The following is a 15,054-nucleotide window of genomic DNA, read 5'->3' as shown; positions in this document are numbered from 1 at the left end:
TTTATCGACATATGGCTGGAATGTGTCGATGCGGTAAACATATCCAGAAGACATGTTTAAAAAAGCGAATTTCATCGACATATAATAAGAACGTGTCGATGCCATAAGCATATTCCGGCAACACGTTTAAAAAAATGAATTTTATCGACATGTTCTAAGGTTTTCACCATAGACTATCACATAGACATCATCACCACTTTTCTCGTCTGGCTAGAGAATCTCTATATTTATCAGTTAACTTATATGAATTTATGGCTGATGAAGCCAATGGAGAAGAAAGTTCTATTTCAACGCCCAACACAGTAAACACTTTGAACAACCGCTCAATACTGGCGCTACCTGGGTTCGCCTCCAATCGCGCATAGGTTTGCTGTGTTACGCCAAGCCTCTCTGCAATATCCTTTTGGGTCAGTCCATTTACTTTACGAAAGCCAATCAGAAGAGGGCGTAACTGATTTAAGGTCTTCAACGGATAAACAGTATTCATAAGGCATTCACCATTTTCTAGAACGTTTTACAGCCTATAAGCTGTTTTTAACCAATACTCCCTATAGACTGTAAAAAAGACGACTTAACCTAATGAACTCTACTCAATCACCGAGCTGAAACGGGAAATTGTTAAATTCCCCAATTCAAGTTTTTCGCGCGAATAACTTGAAGAAAAGGTGTGAATTAATTCTAACGCCAGATGGTTGGGCTAAGAGTGACAAATAAGGGAGTTTTTTATCTCTACATAAAAGAGAATTTTACGTGCCCTTTATGTAGAGATAAAAGGAAAAATAAGCTTTGATGCCAGTGAAATCACATCAATACCTATCAATCCAACACCAATCAATAGGTAAAAGGGTGATGCCATTGGCATCACATAAACGTCTATCAATCCGCAACTAATCAATAGGCAAAAGATGATTCCAACGGCATCACATGAATACCTATCAATCCATCACAAATCAATAGATAAAACGACAATATCACTGGCTAGCCAAGAGAGCAGTATTATTCCACAGAGTTTTTAGTTAGACATGCTTGGTAACAATGAATGAAATATTAATAACCATAGTATTGCTTTGATTTAAAATAAAGGCTATAAAAGCAAATAACTATAAAACATGAAAATAATGATTCTATTATATATGTACATTAGATTTAAGTATTCACTGACTTAGGGGTAATAAAGTGATCATACAGATGTCACTAACGAAAAACACAGGAAAACTTAACTGCTTGCATTATAAAAATAAGTACAATGCTTTTATGAAAATTAAAACCACAAGAAAAGTATAAAAATCATCATTTACTAAAAAAATCAAGTGGAGATAAAAACTTCACACTATATAATATTTAGAACTGAGGTTAAAAGATATGCCCGTTAATGAATCAGAAGAGAGGTTGCTTAACTTCACAAAGAAAACATTTCTGTCAATGTGGTCTCACAGTAATATTTTCTATAAGAAAGGAAAGGAATTTTGCGATGTAATGGTCGTCTTTGGCAATGATGTAATCATCATGTCAGATAAACTTATTAAGTATAATATTGAAATTGACGAAAAAATCGCATGGAATAGATGGTATAAAAGTGCTATCGAAAGCAGCATAAAACAGCTAAATGGTGCATATAACCATATAAACTCATATCCCGACAATCTATATACTGATGCTCAAGCAACAGAGCCATTCTCAATGGAATTACCACATTCGGATGAAATATGCATTCATTTAATTGCTATCGCAAATGGTTGCTCTAACGCATGCTATAGAAAATACGGTCGCTATGGATTAAATATTGATACAGCATGTACCGGAAAAGACACCTTATTTACTATAGGTATACCCACAAGAAAATTCGTCCATATATTCAATGATAGCAGCCTAGATAAAATATTTACATGTTTAGATACAACCAGAGATTTCATTGATTACATTCAAGCTAGGGAAAACTTACTTACAACTTCAGATAAGCACATTAAAATATATGGCGAAGAAGAGCTATTGGCAGCCTGGATGCTTAGCCAGCCAGGTAATGCTCCGTTCCATATGCCATATGAACTATTTCGTACAGCAGATGACATTTATCATATCGGCCCAGGCCTTTGGGAACAATATAATAGCGATGAAAATCAAAGAATAAGACATGAAACTCGACAAAACTCCTATACTATAGATAATTTGATAGATCACATTCATACCGAATATGAAAACCAAAGTTTAATCATTGGTCAAGATGAATCAATTAATTACCACGAGAGGGCTTTCAGATTATTAGCCTCTGAATCAAGACTTGGACGTCAACTTATTTCAATGCCATTAATTGAAGTCGCACAAGAAGATCCTAGATTCTTTTGGGCTAACATTGTCGAATCCAATGATTTTCCGGGATTGTTATACTTATGGTTAATTTACCCTGAGATACCAGAAGATGTATCTGATGATATTGTTCTAAATATATTATTTTCTCAACTCAGTAAATATTTACTTGTTGCACAATCCAAGTTTAGAGATATGAAAATAATTTTTGGTGCATGCTTGCCGAATATACAATCATCACGCAGGGATCGCCTTTTTATTGTTAATGATGCGTCACACTGGAATGAAGAGATGCAAAAGCTAGCAATTGAATATGAAAAAAATGAAGGTATACTTGCTAATATAACCAGCACTAAGAATTTTAGCATTAGAGCATAGCCTTTCTGGCGTTGATAATTCAGCGCCAGAATGACATTAATTTATAGATATAAAAAGTGAAAGTATATAATTAAAAAACAAAGTTACAGGGATAACTAATCCTCGACATCAATTAATAAGAGGGAAGTCCTTACAAACTTAAAAATATTATCTAACCGAGTATAACGTTATTAATCTCTCTCCCAGCAATCTTCCCGCCTGCGTTTTTGTTTTCCCATTGCTCACAACCCCTCACGCCATCACTCTGCGCGAACACCCACCCGCAACAGGAAACACATATGTCGGACTACACCTTCAACATGGGTCCCCTGCGTAGTGCGATCCATATTCAGCTTCACACCCATAACGCCACCCGACTGTGGACCGGGCGACGGGCAACCGAGAATGGCCCTGCACCAATCATCGGAATGCCGCGCTTTATCGAAATCCTCAACCAGATGCGCATTGCCGCAGAACATAACGATCCTTACGCCGATCTGTGGATGCTGCGCATGGAAGAGAAACTGGTGCAGTCGCGTAAGTTGATGCAAGTGATGCTGGATCAGGCGAAAGCCATGTTCAGCGAATTGCCAGAAGGCATCGATATTGAAACCTGCTTCAATGTTCAGCCTGCCCGCTTTCCGCTATTTATCAACGCCCCGCTGGCCTATCAGGGTGTTTATCTGCTGACCGACTTCGACCAGCTCGCACGCCAGCTTTTGCTGGCCTCGCATATCGCCGTCATCTCCCGCAGGGAAATGCACAACCGGTTAAATAACGGCGCAACGGTTATTCGAAGCGCCTTCGGCCTGGCGCAGAAATATCACGGCTCCGGGCTGACCCGTCAGGACTTTATCGACGATACACCGCAGGCCAGAGCCGCCATTGAACGTTTAGGCCCGCTACCGGAAGCGATATTGAGCGGCAAGCTGCGCTCATCGTTTTCATCACCATTGCCTGGCAAGACCGACAACCCCGGAGCTGCCGATGATGAATAACCTCGTAACCGGCTATCAGTCGCTGGCTGATGAAGACTATAAAATGCTGGCTTACGTCTCCTCGCTAAAAGGCCTTTTAAAGCCTTTTAAGAGTAAGGGGGAGCTGGAGTTGCTCGAGAGCAATGCCCGAAGCGTGCGCGAGATGATGGAACCTTTGATGCAACGCCTGATCCAGAGCGCCAGACGCTACCCCGTGCGCCAACTGCCGCTGATATTCACCATCGGCCCAGCCCCGTCCGGCGCAAACTTCCTGCGCTGGCGGAACCAGCAGAACAACAAATCCGGCACTCCGGCATTCTGCAACCTGATTGGCGATCCCAAAATCCCGCAACGCGCCAGAGATGCCTTGCTGGAAATCGAGCGGGACCGCATCGTATTCAATATGCAGATGTCGGTACTGACCTTCATTATCCGCCAGGCGCGGGAGTGTCAGGAAAAGATGGAACAGGCGGAAAAGCTGTATCAGGGGCGGCAAAATAGCTGACGCAGGACATGAGTTGCAGCGCGACACTAAGCGACTGCACGATTACTCTCACGCCATACCTGACTGCGCGGCTTGTTTTGCCTGTTCGCGCTCGTGACGTTTCCGTCGCGCAAAACAACCTTTACGCTCCTGTTCAGCCTCATTCCGAGCGGATAGCCAGCCGACAGCCGTCTCGCTATCCGCCCGGACCTCCTGCATTTTTCCGGCGCCCACCGGATAACAACGGGATCCGTTTGTGCGCAAGCGCCAGTTATTGCGATTTACACTGCTGGCAGAAATCGCGCGTAACCCTACGCGAACAGTGATACCTTCAGCCCGCTGCACCTTAACAGCCTCCGTACGGAACACGATATTTAAGGTGCAGCAAACAGAATATCGTCTCGCAATTTCTCTTCCCCCTCGTTTAAATCCCCTTGCTTATCTGGTAGCCGGAACCTGCACGCTACCCGCCGTAAGGCGTGGTTCCTGACACACAATCCTTTTAATTGCGCAGCATCACACAGGCGCATCCCTTTCACCCGATGCACTCTGCATATCACCAGGTAACGCGTGTTGTCACGCGGGAGGATCCTATGAGCGAGAAAACTTACTTCAATCTGTACACCAGCGGTCTGGGTTACGTTAACCGTGTCCGCACCGTCACCCCAAAACGCGGCGAGCCTTTTTTATGCTGTGACATTGCCGCATTAAGCGGGGCCGCCGATGACGTGGACTATGTCCGCTTTGACTGCAAAGTCACCGGTAGCGAAGCGCGTAAGCTGATCGCCCGTTGCGACCAGGCGGTCAATGAAAAGCGCAAGGTGCTAATCCACTTCCGGTTGGGCGACTTATACGTCGATATGTTCACCTACAGCAAAGGCGAGCGTAAAGGCGAAACAGGCGTCAGCCTGAAAGCCCGGCTGCTCTATATTGGCCTTGTCAAAATCGACGGTGAAGTCGTCTGGCAGGCCGGAAATCAGGAAGCAGAGGCGGAAGCTGATGCAGCCTGAATCTTTATCGTGACGCCCATTCCGGGCGTCTTTTTTTCATCACCAAAAAACAATTTCCCGTTGTTTGTCCTCCCTCCTTTGCACACCCTCTGGCTATTCCTCACCAGACTCAAAGAGACAATGGCGCGAATAACAAGATGGATTATCACACTTCTGATGCTGGGCGGCTGCACCACACCCCAACAGCCTGCTGTGCCTGCGCCAAAACCAGTGCCCGCACCCGCGCCTGAAGTGGTGCGCTATGACCGCTATCTACTGATTAACACCCGCCCCGACGAAGCCCAGCGCAACCCGCTGCACCAAATCGTCAACATCAACCTGCCGCTGAACCTGAAGCTCACCGTTGGCGACGCCTTCGCCTGGCTGCTGAAACAGAGCGGCTACAGCCTGTGCGTCGATGACCATCCCACGCAGTTTCTGGCTGGCAAACCGTTGCCGCTTCCGCAATACCGACTCGGCCCGATGCGGCTGGAAGAGGCACTGAAAACGCTGGCCGGGCCGGGCTGGTTGATGCAGACCGATGTACTGAATCGCGAAGTCTGTTTTCACCTGAACACGCCGGGAACGGGAGACCATCATGCTTAAACGTCTGGCTTACCTGACTACCGGCGCTGCTCTCCTGCTGCTGGCGACGGCGATGTTCTGGTGCGTCAACCGCCTGAACACCCTGACACTGGCGCAGCAACAAACACAACGCCAGATAAATCAGCCGCAGCCAGACAGCGATTATCACGAACTGGAGGTTGCCGTAAAAAACATCACCGATCGCACGGAAGCCCTTGCCAGACAGCTTAACAATGCCGCCAGCGCGCAGGCCGAACAGCTTCAACCCATTAACGAACAGATCAAGGAGCTGGAGAGACAGGTCCAGACCCTGAGCACCAGTTATCAACACCTGCAACAACAGTCCGCCACGCGCAGCCGCGCCACGGCAAAGCGTCCCGTCCTCTCTCCGCTTTGGGCCGCAAAGGCCCCTTTTTCTCTCATTGGCAGCGAGTTTCGCGCCGGGCGGCAGTTCGCCATCATCGCCCCATCCGGCTATCGCTCGCTCTCACAACTTCAGCTTGTGGCCCCCGGCGACAGCGTGCAGGGCTGGCAATTGCTGCAACTGGACGGCAGTCACGCCACATTCCGCAAAGGCGGGCAGCGGCTGACGCTGAACGCCGGAGGATAAACCGCAATGCGCAGATATCTGTTGCTGTGCCTTTTGCTACTGCCGCTGTTTGCCAGCCCGCAGCAAACCCGTATTGAAGAACAGACCATCACCCACACGCAGGCACAGCAGTGGGGATTAACCGACAGCGAATGGCAGCACTACCAGCAACTGCGGCAGGGCGAGCGCGGTATCTGGTCGCCGGGACTCGATCCTCTTACCACCCTCGGCGTGGAGGCCAACAGCGACACCGAACGCCAGCGCTATGCCGAGCTGTTGGTTCGTAAAGAGCATCAACGGGTGGAGAAAGAGCTGGCGTTCCAGCGAGCCTACAACCAGGCGTGGAAACGGCTTTACCCGACGCTGACGCCCATCCGCAGCGTCGTCCAGCCACGACTGGCGCTGTTCGTTAGTGAAAAATGTCCGGTCTGCGAGACGCTGGCGCAGAAGCTTATCAACGACGACCGCCCGCTGGACATCTGGCTGGTCAACAGCCGTAACGACGATGCCAGCCTGCAACGCTGGGCTCAGCGCCAGCATATTGATATGCGCAAAGTCGAACGCGGGCAGATAACGCTTAATCACGATAACGGTCGCTGGCAACGCCTCGGCGGCGGAAAGCTGCCGTTATTACTCGAACAACAGGGGGAGCAATGGCGTCCCGTCTCAGCCCCCTGATAATCGGCCTGCTTATCAGCGCCCACGCCTGCGCCGTACCACCACTGTATGCGCAAATCGCCCAGCAGCAGCAGGTTCCGGCGGAACTGCTCTACGCGGTAGCCCGCGCTGAAAGCGGCACCCGACTGGCGCAGGGACTGCATCCGTGGCCGTGGACGCTGAATATTGCTGGAACCGGCTACCGTTACCCCAGCCGTTCTTCAGCCTGCCAGGCATTACTGGCCTTCGCCCGCACCCGCAGCCTGAAACGCATCGATGCCGGGCTGGGACAGATTAATCTCGGCTGGAACGGCCAGTGGTTTCCGTCGCTGTGCGCCAGCTTCGATCCGGCGGATAATCTCACCGTCACCGCCCTGCTGCTGCGTCAGTGCTACAACGCTTCCCCCGGAAGCTGGCTGGACGCCGCCGCCCACTACCACCATCCCGCCGGAGGCAAGCCCGCCGCCGTTTACCGCCAGAAAATCAGCCTGCAAATCCGGCTGCTCTCCGCATCAGGGACGTCGCCATGAAACACCTTATTCCAGCCATGCTGCTGTTTACTGCCGCCGCGATTGCCGGACCTGCCGTTCCCATGCAGGCGCTGGATGAGGCCAGGTTACTGCCAGTCATCACCCACAATCTGCATCCCGGTCAGCAACCCCATCTGGCGCTCAGCCTGCCGGGGATGACGCCGCTGTTCTTAATCGGCGACGATCCACAGTCCACAGAATGGCTGCGCCAGCACCGGGACGTGTTAAAAACCCTGCACGCCACCGGGCTGGTCGTGAACGTCACCACGCTGGCGCGGTTGAATGCCCTGCGGACCATCGCTCCAGCGTTAACGCTGCTGCCCGTCAGCGCCGACGATATGGCAAAACACCTGCCCATCACCGCGTATCCGGTACTGATCACCGACAAGGGGCTGGAACAGTGAGGCTCGATTTTATCCTGCGCCCAGCGGTGGAGCTTTACAGCGCCAGCGCGGCCCTGCTGGCGGCAGTATGGTGCGTGACGGCACCACAAACACTATTACTTACGCCCTGTTCCGGCTGGCTGCTAGCGCTGGCATTACTTGCGCTGTCCGTCCTGCGGCTAAATCAGGGATTATGCATCCTGCGCTTTCGCCGTCGCGTGCGTCATCTGCCGCTCTGGATGCTCTCCTCCAGCCGCATCCCATTACTACCTGACGCCCTGTTTCTCGGACGCGGCTTTCGCTGGCTACCCACACATACCCAGCGGCTGTATCTGTGTCGCCTGCCACAGTGTGAGCACTGGCTGCGCGCGGATCGTCCTTCTGCCAGCGGCGGCGATCCACTGCTGCACGGCGTGGAGCTGCACGAAGGCAGCGTCACATTGCCGCTGCGCGACAGACCGGGGCATACGCTGGTGCTCGGCACCACCCGCGTCGGCAAAACCCGGCTGGCGGAGCTACTGATTGCCCAGGATATTCGCCGTGGTGACACGGTGATTGTTTTCGACCCGAAGGGTGATGCCGACCTGCTGCGCCGCGTGTGGGCGGAGGCGCACCGTACTGGACGGGAAAGCGTCTTCTGGCTGTTTCATCTGGGATGGCCGGAGATCTCCGCGCGCTATAACGCCGTCGGACGCTTTGGTCGCATCTCGGAAGTTGCCAGCCGCATCGCCGGGCAGCTTTCCACGGAAGGGAACTCCGCCGCCTTTCGCGAGTTCGCGTGGCGCTTCGTCAACATAATAACCCGCGCCCTGGTGGCGCTGGGCCAGCGCCCGGATTATGCCCGTATCGCCCGTCACGTTATCAATATCGACGAACTGTTTATCGACTACGCCCGCGTCTTTCTACCCGGTCACGACCGTCAGGCATGGGACAACGTGGTGCGGATTGCCGGTGGCATCACCGAGAAAAACACGCCGCGTAACCTTCAGGGACGGGACAGCTACGTCGTCGCGCTGGAGCAGTACCTTTCCACCACCCGCCTGCATGACCCGATCCTCGATGGCCTGCGTTCCGCCGTCCGCTACGACAAAACCTATTTCGATAAGATCGTCGCCTCGCTACTACCGCTACTGGAAAAACTGACCACCGGGAAAATCTCCCAACTGCTGGCCCCGGACTATGGCGATCTCAACGATCCGCGCCCGGTATTCGACTGGCAGCAGGCCATTCGCCAGCGGGCGATTGTCTATGTCGGGCTGGATGCGCTGTCCGATGCGGAGATTGCCGCCGCTGTCGGCAATTCAATGTTCGCCGATCTGGTCAGCGTCGCCGGGCATATCTACAAGCACGGCGTGATGGACGGTCTGCCGCAGGCGGAAGAGAAAGCAGCCATCAACCTGCACTGCGATGAGTTCAGCGAGTTGATGGGCGATGAATTTATTCCGCTGATTAACAAAGGCGGCGGCGCGGGCGTGCAGGTCACGGCCTACACCCAGACGCTTTCCGATATCGAAGCCCGCATCGGCGATCGCGCCAAAGCGGGCCAGGTAGTCGGCAACTTCAACAGCTTGATCATGATGCGGGTACGGGAGACCGCCACCGCCGAATTGTTGACGAAGCAACTGCCGCAGGTGGATGTGCTCAGCAACAGCGTCAGCTCCGGCGTCACCGACAGCGCCGACGCTCAGGGTAATATCGGGTTTTCCAGCAACACCCAGGATCGAGTGAGCAGCGTACAGGTGCCGCTACTGGAACCAGCGTCACTGGTGCAGCTCCCCAAAGGCCAGGCGTTTGCCCTGCTGGAAGGTGGCCAGCTCTGGAAATTACGCATCCCGTTACCGGATACCGCGCACGATCCGCTGATGCCGGAAAACATCGCGCAAATCGCCCGTTATATGGAAAAACAATACGACAGCGCGCCCGTCTGGTGGAACCGCCCGGAGACAGTTGTAACGGAGAAAAATGACCCTATTTTATGGCTGAATGACAGCGAAACCACGGAGAAACTGACCGATGACACCCCGGACACACCGCCAGCTCGTGAGCGTTGAAGTGATGTGGCCTGCGCAAACGCTGCCTCTTCCCCTGCAACAGGCGGTGGAAGCGCTGACGCAGGGAGAAACGCCCGACCAGATTATCGCCCGCATGAATTTACAGGGCTTTCAGGCATGGCGCGAAGCCACGTCGCCGCAGGGCGAACACGACATTTTTCAGATACGGCTGGATGAGGCGCACGAGGCTCGATTCCTCTGCCACTATACCACTCTGCCGCTGCACTGATGCCCGACCACGCGTCACCAGGACCCGTGCGTCGCCCCGGACTGCTCGGCTGGATAGCATTACTTCCCGGCGTGCTGGCTGGCTTTTGCCTCGGCGCATGGATGCTGACAATAGCGCTGGAGTGGCTGGGCGATGCATTGTTCTGGCAGAATGCCTGCGCCAGCCATAGCGAACAGGTATTGCAGGCAACATGGCAGTGGTGGCGGGGTTCAGCTAGCGCACCAGTGTGGTTAGTAGAAGATCTGGCGCTTGTCAGCGGTACGTTGCAGCAAGGGATTGCGACACTGGTTCATTCGCTCAACGGGCAAAGTGGGTTGTTCTGGACAGAGACGGTCACTACGGTGATCCGCTGCGCGTTACTGTCTGCGGGTAACGTCACCCTAACCTTTTTGCTGCGACTGGCGATTTTGTTGCAGGCTCTGCCGCTGTTTGCGCTCACCATTACCATTGGCCTCATCGACGGGCTGGTAAGACGCGACTTACGGCGATTCGGCGCAGGCCATGAGTCCGGGTTTGTTTATCACCATGCCAGGCGTATGGTTTCTTCCAGTCTTGCTGCAATAGGGTTGGCATGTTTGTCGCTGCCTTCCTTGAGCCAAAACTAATCTTTATGCCAGGAGCTGTAGAAATAGGTTTTATAGTATTTATGATATTTAGCTCTTTTAAGAAATATTTATAATCGAAGTCAATCACAGGTTTAAGTAGCAGATTAACATCGTATCAACCTGGAGAAGAGGTAATTGTTAAAATAACAATCCGTTAAAATAGCACCAAACACATAAATATACCCCACAACAAGAACACTATATAAAGCCCCCTCACACCTTATATTAGGTAATGAGGAGGGCGTGTCAGCCTATATCAATTAAACATTATTCATCCGACTATTAAAATCATCAAGTATAGATTGAAACTCTGTTCTATTTTTTTCTTCAATTAAATACTTTAGTAACCGAGGCATTTCAGTTTCAACCCCTGCAACGATAAAATCCAAGTCAGATAGTTTACTAGGTATATTACACTTAATAAATAACGCTAGTTCCTCTAAAAAACTAGCAGACATAGGATATCCATTAGCCAATAGCAACAGACGTTCTATATAATCCTTTGGTGTTACACACGGTAAGATCAGAACATCTCCCACGATAAAATCATCTATAATACGTTTAACTTTCTCCGAACCAATGCGCTTAAGATTCAACAATAATTTATCTGTAATAAATTTTTTCCACTCATCACTACGAGCTTTAATTATCAATAAAGCATTTTTTATCAACTCAGTATTTTCGTAAATATGATTGTGATTCTCAGACAAAGCATAAATATTGCGCAAAGTATTGGTCTGTATAATTTGTTGGTCATAGCCATTTAATTTATTGTTAGCTATTTTTATCAGTATGACATCAAGAAGCCTTAAGATATCAGGATGTGTTTTTTTATATAAAATAGCATTCACAGCCAGAAAATATTGTGTATTTTCAAAAACCATCATATTTTTCGTTCTATGTTCTAGTAAAGAAATCAAGCTATCAATTATTAACTTCATTTGATTTTGATTCCATTTTACATAACCTATCAGAATCAATAAGTTATTAAGCCACTTATCAATGGATGTCATATGCATTAAATTTGGATTTTGCATATCAAATAATTTAATTAAATTCTTTAAAGTTAGAAGAAAATACCTTTTAATAAGAGAAATTTCTTTGAGGTTGAACTCGCTTATATTTATAATTTTCTGTTCTTTAAGCATTTTACCAGCAAATTCTTTAATTTTCTTCTCATCACAATATTTTATCAAAATAAACAGATCCATAATATTTACATGGAATTTTCCCTCAATGAAATAATGTTCTAAGCTCCCCAGCATGATGGACTCAAAGAATTGTTTCACCTCTCTAAAATCTTCAATAAAAATATCATTACCCAAAATAAAACACACATATGGATACAACTTTGATCTTATACTAAATTCTCCGTCGGAAAATGCAACGCCACCTTCCTTCCTAATCCTGGCATAACCTAAGTTCTTTTGATTCTCAATATTAAATTTATAATATGCTTTATATATTTCATTAAATTCAAGAATATCTATCAAGTCGTGTAGATCTTTTTGCATTTCCCTGGGAAAGTCCAGCACTTTATTCTTATAATCAAATAGTGAAAATTTCTCTAGTATTTTCTCTGATCGCTCTTTAAATTCATCAAATTTAGTTGATACAGTACTCTGAACAAAACTATAAATAAAATCAAAGTTAGCCATATAAATGGTTGCACGTATATAGTTTCTTTCTTTGAGAAAATACTTTACTTCTGATATTAGGTATTCCAATGATTTTTTGTAATCATTATTAATAAAGGATATATCCACACTATTCTTAGAATATTCGAAAGTGATCTTTTTATAAATCACATCATTAAAAAGATATGTCGACTTTCTTAATTCATAAGAGTTTTTATCGTAATTAATTTTATTTATAAACGCCTTCTCTAAAATAGATAGGAAGTTATTCGTATATTTACTTCTAACACTTAGTATATTGTTAAGAAATATACTATTGATTTTTCTGCTATGTCTATTATAATCACCAGTCAGAAATTGCCCGTGAGATATCAATGTGATATCAGAGGAATTATAAGCAATAGTACTGTTTGTCAGTCTTCGACTAATCTGCTCAGGCAACAATACTTTATACTGAGATAATGTCTTAAATTTATTATCCAAGGCCTTATTTATTTTGCTTGTAAGGAAATCATAAATATGGTCCTTTGCGTTTTCCTTATCTGTAATTGAGGCATTTATATCTTCATCTACTTTTATTAATTCAATTTCAGCAGAAATCAAAATCTCCTTAATAAGTTCATCTTGGTTATTTATAGTTTTCAGGTTCTTAAAAAGATTTGAATATAATTCATGATAATCGATGTTAGGCTTTATTGGCGTGAGTAAGGATATCCCATGATTTCTTAAGTAGTAGGCTTGGGCATCATCAAACGTCCGTTGAAGCAAATACTTTTTAGGTGTCGCCTTAGATATACTTGTAATCCAAGACACTATCTGCTTTAAATCATAATCACTATAAGAATAGCCCAAAAATACTATTGTGCAGGTTGAAAAAATACCTTTTATATAATTTTCTACAAGAGGGAAATTTTGACTATATTGCAAATAATCGTCTTCTTTAAAGACAAAATTATGTTGTCGAAAATCCCCATGCATTTTTATAATTTTCTTGTCCAACTGACTTTGCGCCAAGTCTACATCAGAACTGATCAGATCGTAGGCAAGCCCCATATCCTGTGCAGTTTTCTCAATTAAGTCATCCCAATTAGTTGTAATAATATAGTGGGGATTTAAATCAAATAAACTTTTATGGAAAGAACTAGGCTCTAAGTCTTTAATGGAAGATTTTATTTTCTGAACATACGAGTGCTGACCGTATTTGAGAAAATACAGTTGTGCAATTTTTAAAAAATCGCTTTCATAGGGAAGATTTAAATCTTCTTTTAACTCATTGATCAACTCAGTCCAGTCAGGAATTTTTACAAACTCAGTTTCACTAAATTTAGAGAAACCAGAACCTATAAAAAACACCAATTTATTGTCTTGTGCCGATGTCAATATTTCCTTTAAATCATGCTCGGGAAATGAAAGGTAATTAAACTTAACCATAAACTAACTCCACAATTCGACATTACAAAATTATAATATCTTAACCGAAGCATGCCTAATAAACCATAGGCATCTCAAACAGATACATAAGAATTTAAAATAATCCGGCAAAAAGCCAAGGCGTAGTTTGTTTGTTTACACCTTATATATTTTATGTCAAATAAATATTTTTCACGGACAATCCGATATCAAATATTGATATCGTATAATGTGATTGCAATCACATTAATACCATTAATTTTACAACTTAAAAGATATTGCTTCTAAATCTAGTAACTGCATTTTCAATTTCGTACTGCCACCCCTTCTGGTTTGTAGCATGTTATCTAATAAATAGGAAAGGGGAAAACCATACCATGCAGTTGATCACTTCACTTCTAATCGCCCTATTCTGTGCTTCTCCCGCCTTCGCTGCCCCCCTCACCGAGCGCGAAGAGCTAACCCTGTCCCTCAACCAGCTTAGCCAAATCGAAGCCTCGCTCCACCGCGCCCAGCAAAGCGCCAGAACCGGCATTAACGAGCGCTACTACTTCGACTATCCGCGTATCCACGGCGATATCACCACTCTACGTAGCGGGATTGAACATTACCTCACACCCACCCGCGCCCAGCCGCGAAATACAGCAACGCTGGTCGGGCAATACCGTGAGGAGAAAACCACGCCATGAGTCCTGAACAAATCAGCGCGTTCCGGGCCGCCAGTCTGGTGAAGCCCGATGCTGTCAGCCTGGTGATGCTCAGCTTGTTCAGCGCCTTCCTCCTGTTGTGGGTGGTCTGGGTGCTGAATGATGCCTACCGGGGCGTGGCGACTGCGCGAGTGAGCTGGCGGGCGCTGGGCAGCATCGGCGGGCGCACCATCTTACTGCTACTGGTCAGCTTCTGGCTGGTGCTGAGCTAGCGGATTTCAGGAGGCACAATGAAAAAACGCATCTTCAGATGGCTGCTATGGTTCCCGGCCCTGCCTGCATATGCCGATCTGCCAGAGATGGAAGATCCCTCACGCGGTCAGGGCGACGGCATCATGGAGACGTTGCAGAACTACGGCTATGACATCGTGATCCTGATGACGCTGGGCGTCTGCGCCGTAGGCTTTCTGGTGGTCGCCAACAACTGCATCGCCACCTACTCCGAAATTCAGGGCGGACGGAAGCAGTGGAAAGATTTAGGCGCAATGGCGGGCGTCGGCGCAGTTCTGCTGGTGATCACCATCTGGTTGCTCAACCAGGCCTCGGACATCCTGTAAACC

16 protein-coding genes and 1 pseudogene are annotated in these 15,054 nt (G+C 47.5%); 15 read left to right on the top strand and 2 right to left on the bottom strand.

Going from position 1 to position 15,054, the window contains the following annotated elements; all coding sequences use genetic code 11:
• Window positions 1-190: 190 nt before the first annotated feature.
• Window positions 191-487: a helix-turn-helix transcriptional regulator gene (locus OGV83_RS20130; protein WP_032170376.1), complete on the bottom strand. Its 297-nt coding sequence runs from the start codon at window positions 485-487 to the stop codon at window positions 191-193.
• An 875-nt stretch (window positions 488-1,362) separates the two neighbouring features.
• Here OGV83_RS20130 and OGV83_RS20125 point away from each other — a divergent pair.
• From OGV83_RS20125 to OGV83_RS20070, 12 genes and pseudogenes are all read left to right on the top strand, one after another.
• Window positions 1,363-2,682 carry a hypothetical protein gene (locus OGV83_RS20125; RefSeq protein ID WP_286464504.1) on the top strand — a complete coding sequence of 440 codons (1,320 nt, stop codon included), beginning with the start codon at window positions 1,363-1,365 and terminating at the stop codon, window positions 2,680-2,682.
• 278 nt (window positions 2,683-2,960) lie between these two features.
• Window positions 2,961-3,659, top strand: coding sequence for a PFL_4669 family integrating conjugative element protein (locus OGV83_RS20120; protein WP_286464502.1), 699 nt, complete (start codon window positions 2,961-2,963; stop codon window positions 3,657-3,659).
• Window positions 3,649-4,143 (top strand): DUF3158 family protein, encoded by a 495-nt coding sequence (locus OGV83_RS20115; RefSeq protein ID WP_286464501.1) that lies wholly within the window; start codon window positions 3,649-3,651, stop codon window positions 4,141-4,143. Before OGV83_RS20120 ends, OGV83_RS20115 begins: the two co-directional genes overlap by 11 nt.
• A 572-nt stretch (window positions 4,144-4,715) precedes the next feature.
• Window positions 4,716-5,132 carry an STY4534 family ICE replication protein gene (locus tag OGV83_RS20110; protein ID WP_286464499.1) on the top strand — a complete coding sequence of 139 codons (417 nt, stop codon included), beginning with the start codon at window positions 4,716-4,718 and terminating at the stop codon, window positions 5,130-5,132.
• A 120-nt stretch (window positions 5,133-5,252) separates the two neighbouring features.
• Window positions 5,253-5,717, top strand: coding sequence for a PFGI-1 class ICE element type IV pilus protein PilL2 (gene pilL2 / locus OGV83_RS20105; RefSeq protein WP_286464498.1), 465 nt, complete (start codon window positions 5,253-5,255; stop codon window positions 5,715-5,717).
• The gene (locus OGV83_RS20100) at window positions 5,710-6,306 is read left to right on the top strand and encodes a hypothetical protein (RefSeq protein WP_286464497.1); all 597 of its coding nucleotides are present in this window, start codon (window positions 5,710-5,712) and stop codon (window positions 6,304-6,306) included. Before pilL2 ends, OGV83_RS20100 begins: the two co-directional genes overlap by 8 nt.
• Before the next feature lie 6 nt (window positions 6,307-6,312).
• Complete coding sequence (locus OGV83_RS20095; RefSeq protein ID WP_286464495.1) at window positions 6,313-6,963, top strand: TIGR03759 family integrating conjugative element protein; 651 nt, start codon at window positions 6,313-6,315, stop codon at window positions 6,961-6,963.
• Window positions 6,939-7,472, top strand: coding sequence for a lysozyme family protein (locus OGV83_RS20090; RefSeq protein WP_286464493.1), 534 nt, complete (start codon window positions 6,939-6,941; stop codon window positions 7,470-7,472). The genes OGV83_RS20095 and OGV83_RS20090 overlap by 25 nt, the downstream gene beginning before the upstream one ends.
• A complete protein-coding gene (locus OGV83_RS20085) occupies window positions 7,469-7,876 on the top strand; it encodes an integrating conjugative element protein (protein WP_286464492.1) in 408 nt (135 codons plus the stop codon). Before OGV83_RS20090 ends, OGV83_RS20085 begins: the two co-directional genes overlap by 4 nt.
• On the top strand, window positions 7,873-9,906 hold the full coding sequence (gene traD / locus OGV83_RS20080; RefSeq protein WP_286464491.1) for a type IV conjugative transfer system coupling protein TraD: 2,034 nt from the start codon (window positions 7,873-7,875) through the stop codon (window positions 9,904-9,906). The genes OGV83_RS20085 and traD overlap by 4 nt, the downstream gene beginning before the upstream one ends.
• Entirely contained in the window at window positions 9,869-10,135 is a 267-nt protein-coding gene (locus OGV83_RS20075; RefSeq protein WP_286464490.1) for a hypothetical protein, read from the top strand. Before traD ends, OGV83_RS20075 begins: the two co-directional genes overlap by 38 nt.
• A pseudogene (locus OGV83_RS20070) lies at window positions 10,135-10,814 on the top strand (TIGR03747 family integrating conjugative element membrane protein). Before OGV83_RS20075 ends, OGV83_RS20070 begins: the two are co-directional and overlap by 1 nt.
• A 186-nt stretch (window positions 10,815-11,000) precedes the next feature.
• Here the strand turns inward: OGV83_RS20070 and OGV83_RS20065 are convergent.
• Window positions 11,001-13,808 carry an SIR2 family protein gene (locus OGV83_RS20065; RefSeq protein WP_286464488.1) on the bottom strand — a complete coding sequence of 936 codons (2,808 nt, stop codon included), beginning with the start codon at window positions 13,806-13,808 and terminating at the stop codon, window positions 11,001-11,003.
• A 362-nt stretch (window positions 13,809-14,170) separates the two neighbouring features.
• Between OGV83_RS20065 and OGV83_RS20060 the strand changes: the two genes are divergently transcribed.
• The 3 genes from OGV83_RS20060 to OGV83_RS20050 are packed head-to-tail and all read left to right on the top strand — an operon-like array spanning window position 14,171 to window position 15,051.
• Window positions 14,171-14,476, top strand: a complete 306-nt coding sequence (locus OGV83_RS20060) for an integrative conjugative element protein, RAQPRD family (protein WP_464223474.1) — start codon at window positions 14,171-14,173, stop codon at window positions 14,474-14,476.
• The gene (locus tag OGV83_RS20055; RefSeq protein ID WP_286464484.1) at window positions 14,473-14,706 is read left to right on the top strand and encodes a TIGR03758 family integrating conjugative element protein; all 234 of its coding nucleotides are present in this window, start codon (window positions 14,473-14,475) and stop codon (window positions 14,704-14,706) included. Before OGV83_RS20060 ends, OGV83_RS20055 begins: the two co-directional genes overlap by 4 nt.
• Before the next feature lie 18 nt (window positions 14,707-14,724).
• Complete coding sequence (locus OGV83_RS20050) at window positions 14,725-15,051, top strand: TIGR03745 family integrating conjugative element membrane protein (RefSeq protein WP_049059555.1); 327 nt, start codon at window positions 14,725-14,727, stop codon at window positions 15,049-15,051.
• Window positions 15,052-15,054 lie beyond the last annotated feature (3 nt).

Source organism: Citrobacter sp. CK189 (genome assembly GCF_030333505.1).
GTDB lineage: Bacteria > Pseudomonadota > Gammaproteobacteria > Enterobacterales > Enterobacteriaceae > Citrobacter_B > Citrobacter_B koseri.
Note: the sequence above shows the minus strand (reverse complement) of the source record. Positions and strands in the feature narration are given on the sequence as shown.